Genomic DNA, 5,955 nt, shown 5'->3' on the forward strand with positions numbered 1-5,955 from the left:
GATCCTGCAGGCCGAGGGGCGGTCCCGCTGGCTGCGCATGGAAGGCCCACCGCAGGCGATCTGGGAGCGCGCGAAGCCTGCCCTGCGAACGCCGATCCGCAGCACGTTCTGGGTGGCCAGCCACGCCCTCCTTGCGAACTACCCGCGCCGCGAGGCGGGCTTGAGCGCGCTCGCGCGCCACTCGATGCTGGCCGAGCCCCAGTGGCCGGTCTATGCGATCACCAGTGCCGACTGGAAGGCCGCCACGGAGGCCGGTGTTCGGGAACTCCCCGAGCCCGTCGCGGGCGCGCAGGAGTGGCAGGTATGGAGCTACAGCCCCGCATTGGTGCCGGATGCGCCGACTGTAGACCCCCTCTCACTAACGCTCAGCCTGCAGGACAATTCTGATGAGCGAGTGCAACTCGCGTTGGACGAACTGCAGGGGCAATTGCCATGGTGAGGGGGCTCGACATCTTCCGGGAGTGGTTCGCGGACTACGCCGACCAGTACGTCCTGATCGGCGGCACGGCTGCCACGCTGACCATGGAAGACGCCGGGCTCGTGTTCCGCGCCACTAAGGATCTCGACATCGTCTTGCACGTGGAAGCGCTGACACCGGCTTTTGGTGATGCTTTCTGGAAATTCGTCGACGCCGGCAAATATGAAATCCGCCAGGCCAGCGAGACGGACAAGCCCAACTTCTACCGCTTCATTAAACCCGGCGACGAGCGCTTCCCGGCGATGGTCGAGCTCTTCGCCCGCGCGCCCGATGGATTGAAGCCGGCCGAAGGCAGCCACCTGACCCCGATCCCACTCGACGAAGCCGTCGCAAGCCTCTCCGCGATCCTGCTGGACGATGCCTACTACGCCTTCATCATGGCGGGACGGCGGGAAACCGACGGCCTGCCATGGGTAGGCGAGGACCGTTTGATCCCGCTCAAGGCCATCGCCTGGCTGGAGCTGAGCGCCCGCAAGGAGAAAGGCGAGAAGGTGGACGCGAAGGACGTGCGCAAACACCTAAACGACGTGCTGCGCCTCTCACAGCTGCTGGCGCCAACTACCCGCATCGAGACGGACCCGAAGATCGGCGCGGACCTGGCGCGGTTCCTGACCGCGGCTGCCGCTGAAACCAGCATCGATCCGAAAGCGCTGCAACTCGGCGTCGTCACCGTCGCCGAGTTGGTCGGCCGGATCGCGCAGGCCTATGGCATCGAGCTGCCGCCGCAGAAGTGAGTAAGGGAGCGCGCGCATGACCCTGTACAAGAGCTGGTGCACCGGCACCCTAAAAAAAACCAAGAAGAAGACGCTCCGCGCCTACGCCGAAAAAAAGGGTAGCCGCGCCAAGGTCCTCGCGCAGTTGGGCGAAACCGTCAAGGCCCACTACGACCACACCGATCGCATCGCCGATGACGTCGCACGCCTGGGCTACGCTAAGGCGGCGGAGATCCTGCGGGCATTGCTGCCGCAATCGCCCCGGGCGCGCTCGGGCGACCTCGGCGAAATCCTTGCCTCCGAGCTAGTCGAGGAGGAGATCGGCTTTCGCGTACCGGTGCGGCGGATGCGCTTCAAGGATGGCAGGGAAGTCGCGATGCGCGGCGACGACTTCATCGGCGTCGGCTATGACGACAAGGACAAGCTCTGGCTGCTCAAGGGTGAGTCAAAAAGCCGCGCCGCCCTTGGCAAGACGACGATCGCCGAGGCGCGCGAAGCCTTGAACCGGCACGACGGCCGCTGCACACCGAACTCCCTGCTGTTCATTGCCAACCGGTTGCTCGATAGCGCCGACACGGCTGACCAGGAACTGGGCCGGACCCTCCGCGACGAGGTGGGAGTGAAGGCGCTGCCGGCTCAGCGCATCGATCACATGCTGTTCGCCCTGTCCGGCAACGACGCGGGCGACAAGCTGGAAAGTGATCTAGAGAACGCCGGTGATGAGCGAAATCAGCACGTCGCCAGTCTGCGCATCGAGGACCACCAAGATTTCATCGCCGCGGTCTACGAGGAGGCGATGAATCTTGGAGACAAGTGACGAGCTGAAGGCCTTCCTGGAGAAGGCAACGCAGCAGGGTGTCTGGGGCCGGCTGCAGGACCGCGGCGCGGCCTGGTCCATCATGCGGCGGGAGGGAGTTCTGCCTGATGACGCACCGCAGCTGGGCGACACCATCGAAGTCGACTTGGCCGAACACGGGTTCTCGCTGCTGCGCGCGGCGCTGGCGTTGCGCGAGCGCGAAGGCAATTCGCCGCTTTGCCAACGCGCATTCGAAGGTGCAGGCAACGCCTTTGAATCGCTGGTGCGCAACGGCGATCCGAACGACGAGGCACGCGGCTTCCATCGCACTATTGCGGGCGCCGCGTATCACCTGGCGGGCTTTTCCGCGATCGCCTACTCCTTGTTCGGCGAACAGCAGGTGTCCGGCCTCAATGCCAACGCCGCCGAGGCTTCGCTGATCCTGTTGATCCTGCGCGACCTGCAGCGGCTCAAGGCCTATGTGCGAGAACAGCTGCTTGACGCGGCGCACAGCGATGCCCGGCTGACCGCTCTGCTGGAGAGTGGCGAGATCGAGCCCGACGAGGCGATCGCGATCATCCTCAACACCACCGTATGTCGGGCTTTGGCCTTCTTCGACTTCGCCTTACAAACCGGCGAAGAAGCGCTGCTGGAAACGACACGTGGACTCCTGGCCGATGCGACCAAACTTGCGGACGAAGCGGCCTCGGTGCCGCTGTGGTGGATCGTCAGGCTGTGCGGCAGCATGATCGACGACTTGTGGGATCACTCGCTCCACGAAACGCTTCCGTTGAACCCGCCCCAGGGCGGCGAGGAGCGTTATCAGGAACTGCGCCGGCTGTTCATCGCGTCGCTGTACGCGCGTAAGAGTGCGGAGCTGGAGCTGTGGCCCTCGCAACGCGAGGCGGCCAAGCGTTCGACCGATGTGTCCGACGACTTGGTGGTGGCCTTGCCCACAAGCGCGGGAAAAACGCGCATCGCCGAGATCACCGCGCTGATGTGCCTGGCGGGCGACAAGCGCGTGCTTATCGTAACGCCGTTGCGCGCTCTGTCGGCGCAGACAGAACGGACCTTTCGCCAGACCTTCGGTCCGCTGGGCTTCTCGGTGTCCTCGCTCTATGGTGCCAGCGGGCTCTCGGCGGGCGACGAAGATGCCCTGAAGTCGATGAACATCATCATCGCCACGCCCGAGAAGCTCGACTTCGCCCTGCGCAATGACGCATCGCTGATCGACGACATCGGGCTGGTCGTGCTCGACGAAGGCCACCTCATCGGCCCCACGGAGCGCGAGATCCGCTACGAGATCCTTGTGCAGAAACTGCTTCGCCGCGCCGATGCCGCCACGCGGCGCATCGTCTGCCTGTCGGCAATCCTGCCGGACGGCCAGCAGCTCGAGGACCTAACGGCCTGGATCCGGAACGACGTCGCGGGCGAGCCAGTCCGGTCGTCCTGGCGGCCGACCCGCCAGCGCTTTGGCAGCCTGGTCTGGAAAGGGGAGTCGGCCACCCTCAACTACGACCTCGAGGACCAAGGGCCATTCCTGGCCCGCTTCGTGGAACGCATTCCCGCTCGTAAACCCGACAAGACCGACTATCCCCGGGAGACCAAGGACCTCACGCTGTTCGCGGCCTGGAAGTTCGCCCAGCAGGGCAAGCGGACCCTGATCTTCTCGACGCAAGCCAACTGGGTGGAGGGTTACGGGAAAACCGCTGTGCGGCTGCACAAGGTGGGCTACCTGCCGACCCTGCTCGAGGACGAAGCGGCGATCCAGCGGGCACTAAAAGTGGGCGAAGAGTGGCTGGGCGCCGCGCACCCCGCGGTGGCTTGCCTCAAGCTCGGTGTGGCCGTTCATCATGGGCGCCTGCCGAGCCCGTTCCTGCGCGAGCTGGAAGCGCTGCTTGCGCGCGGCGTGCTCAAGGTCATCGTCGCGTCGCCCACGCTGTCGCAGGGCCTCAATCTGAACGCCGCGGTCTTGCTGGTGCCCTACTTGGTACGGGCGGGCAAGCTCATATCGGGGGAAGAGTTTGCGAATGTGGCCGGCCGCGCCGGAAGAGCGTTTGTCGACGTAGAAGGGCTGGTCGTCCACGTGATCCCAGACAGGCAGATCTTTCGCCTGCGGCAGTGGCGCGGCCTGATCCAGTCGGCCAAGGCGCGCACGCTGCAGAGTGGCCTGTATCAGATCATCGCCGAGATCATCGAGCGACTGTCGCGCGATGGCGTGCTGGATCGCGCTGATGCGATCGAATACCTGTCGAACTCGCGGGAGGCATGGAGATCCAAGGCGGAACAGGCAGCGTTGCTCGGGACTGGCACGCCGACCACAGGCGCTGACGACGGAGAAGAGGAAACGATCGACGAGGAGCCTATGTCGCACTTGGTCGAGAAGTTGGACGCGACAGTGCTGGGACTGGTCGAGGCCTTGGACGCGGACAGCGACGATCTGCCGCGCCTATTGGACGAGGCATTGCAGGGATCGCTGTGGGCGCGCCAAATCGACCGTGAAGACGCAACCGTGCGGGAGGCCCACAAGGAGCTCTTGGAAGCGCGCGCCCGATTGATCTGGGGCAACACCACAGTCGGCGCGCGCAAGGGCCACTACGCCATGGGTGTGGGATTGGAGGCGGGCCTGGCTATCGATAGCATGGCCGATGTCCTGGACAAATTGCTGGACCAGGCCGACGAGGCCTCTTTGCGGGACGACGCCGTGGCGCTGACCGCGGCACTGGCGCAGCTGGCCGCTCGGCTGCTGGTCATCCGTCCCTTCGTTCCAGACAAGAAGAACGCGCTGCCCGCCGATTGGGAAGTGCTCCTCAAGCACTGGGTGTCCGGCACGGAGGTTGAAGTTATAGGCCCCGAGAACATGCGGGTTATCGAGGACGCATTCTCGTATCGGCTGGTGTGGGCGCTGGAGGCGCTGCGGACCCGCCGTGTCACGATGGGCTGGTCGGCGGACATCGTTTCCGGCGGCGCGGCCGCCTCGCTGGAAACCGGCGTCCCCCAGTTCATGATGTCCATGCTGATCCGGGCCGGGCTGCCGTCGCGGCGCGCGGCAATGGCCGCGATCCGCTCCACAAGCCCGGCGTTCTTCACCGTCTCAGACATGCGCGCGTGGCTGGAGAGCGAGAAGATTGCGTCCCTGAGCGACGCCGGCGGTTTTCCGACACCCGAATCCGCCGTGCTGTGGCAGCGATTCCGCGACGACATGATGGGCGCCGCCCAGGAGAAGTGGCGCACGCGCAGCCGGGAGCGGTCTTTAGCCATCCGCACGACCGCGGCGCCACCGTCGGCCGGCGTCTACCGCGTCGAGTTCGACGAGCCGGGCGGCGAGGCCTGGCTCACCACCCCGGACTACCGCCGGGTGGCTAAGTTCAAGACCACAGTGACAGGGCCTCGGCGCGGCCTGTTCGCCGCGCGCGTCGTGCCGGGTGGACGCGTGGCTATCGTTGAGCGCTTTGGGCCGGGCACAGTGACTTGGCCCCCGTGATCCCAAGCGCCCCCGCACCGTACCGATGGTTCGACGAGCGAGCCATGTTTACTGCGAAGTGATTGTTGGACATGCGCCTACGTCGACTGCTGCCACCCGTGACCGGGTCAAGTCCTCGAAGTGCGGGCGAACAGGGAACCTGCCTCGCTCTCGCACTGCCAGGTGCTACTGACGACGTCCGCGCTCGACTTGCATAATCGGTTCGCGATGCTCACTCTGGCTGATGATGACCTGATCGACCTCAACCGACGACCGATTGTCTCTCCGGTGGAGGGCGACGACCCGGTTGACGCAGCCGCTCTGTTCGACCTGTTGGCGGAAGGCGACTTCGGTGAGGTCAGGTGGGAGAAGTTGCTTGCCGAGCGCCGAGTCATTCTGCTAGTCGGCCCCGCCCACACGGGCAAGACCTCGGAACTCAAACTTTTGCGCAAGCGGCTTCGAGAGGCAAACCGCGCATGCTTCCTTCTGGATATGGCTATCGTCG

At 65.2% G+C, this 5,955-nt stretch carries 5 protein-coding genes; all 5 read left to right on the top strand.

The features are described from left to right. A partial coding sequence (locus RMO04_RS18220) for a hypothetical protein (protein WP_309646186.1) occupies positions 1–439 on the top strand: 439 nt, incomplete at its 5' end. Continuing rightward, a complete protein-coding gene (locus RMO04_RS18225) occupies positions 433–1,212 on the top strand; it encodes a hypothetical protein (RefSeq protein ID WP_309646187.1) in 780 nt (259 codons plus the stop codon). The genes RMO04_RS18220 and RMO04_RS18225, both read left to right, overlap by 7 nt. A 16-nt stretch (positions 1,213–1,228) precedes the next feature. Continuing rightward, positions 1,229–2,008: a Hachiman antiphage defense system protein HamA gene (locus RMO04_RS18230; protein ID WP_309646188.1), complete on the top strand. Its 780-nt coding sequence runs from the start codon at positions 1,229–1,231 to the stop codon at positions 2,006–2,008. Further along, positions 1,995–5,471: a DEAD/DEAH box helicase gene (locus RMO04_RS18235; protein ID WP_309646189.1), complete on the top strand. Its 3,477-nt coding sequence runs from the start codon at positions 1,995–1,997 to the stop codon at positions 5,469–5,471. The genes RMO04_RS18230 and RMO04_RS18235 overlap by 14 nt, the downstream gene beginning before the upstream one ends. 162 nt (positions 5,472–5,633) lie before the next feature. After that, positions 5,634–5,955, top strand: a 322-nt coding sequence (locus RMO04_RS18240) for a hypothetical protein (protein ID WP_309646190.1), incomplete at its 3' end; no start/stop codon positions are given.

This window comes from Phenylobacterium sp. (genome assembly GCF_031412415.1).
Classification (GTDB): Bacteria; Pseudomonadota; Alphaproteobacteria; order Caulobacterales; family Caulobacteraceae; genus Phenylobacterium.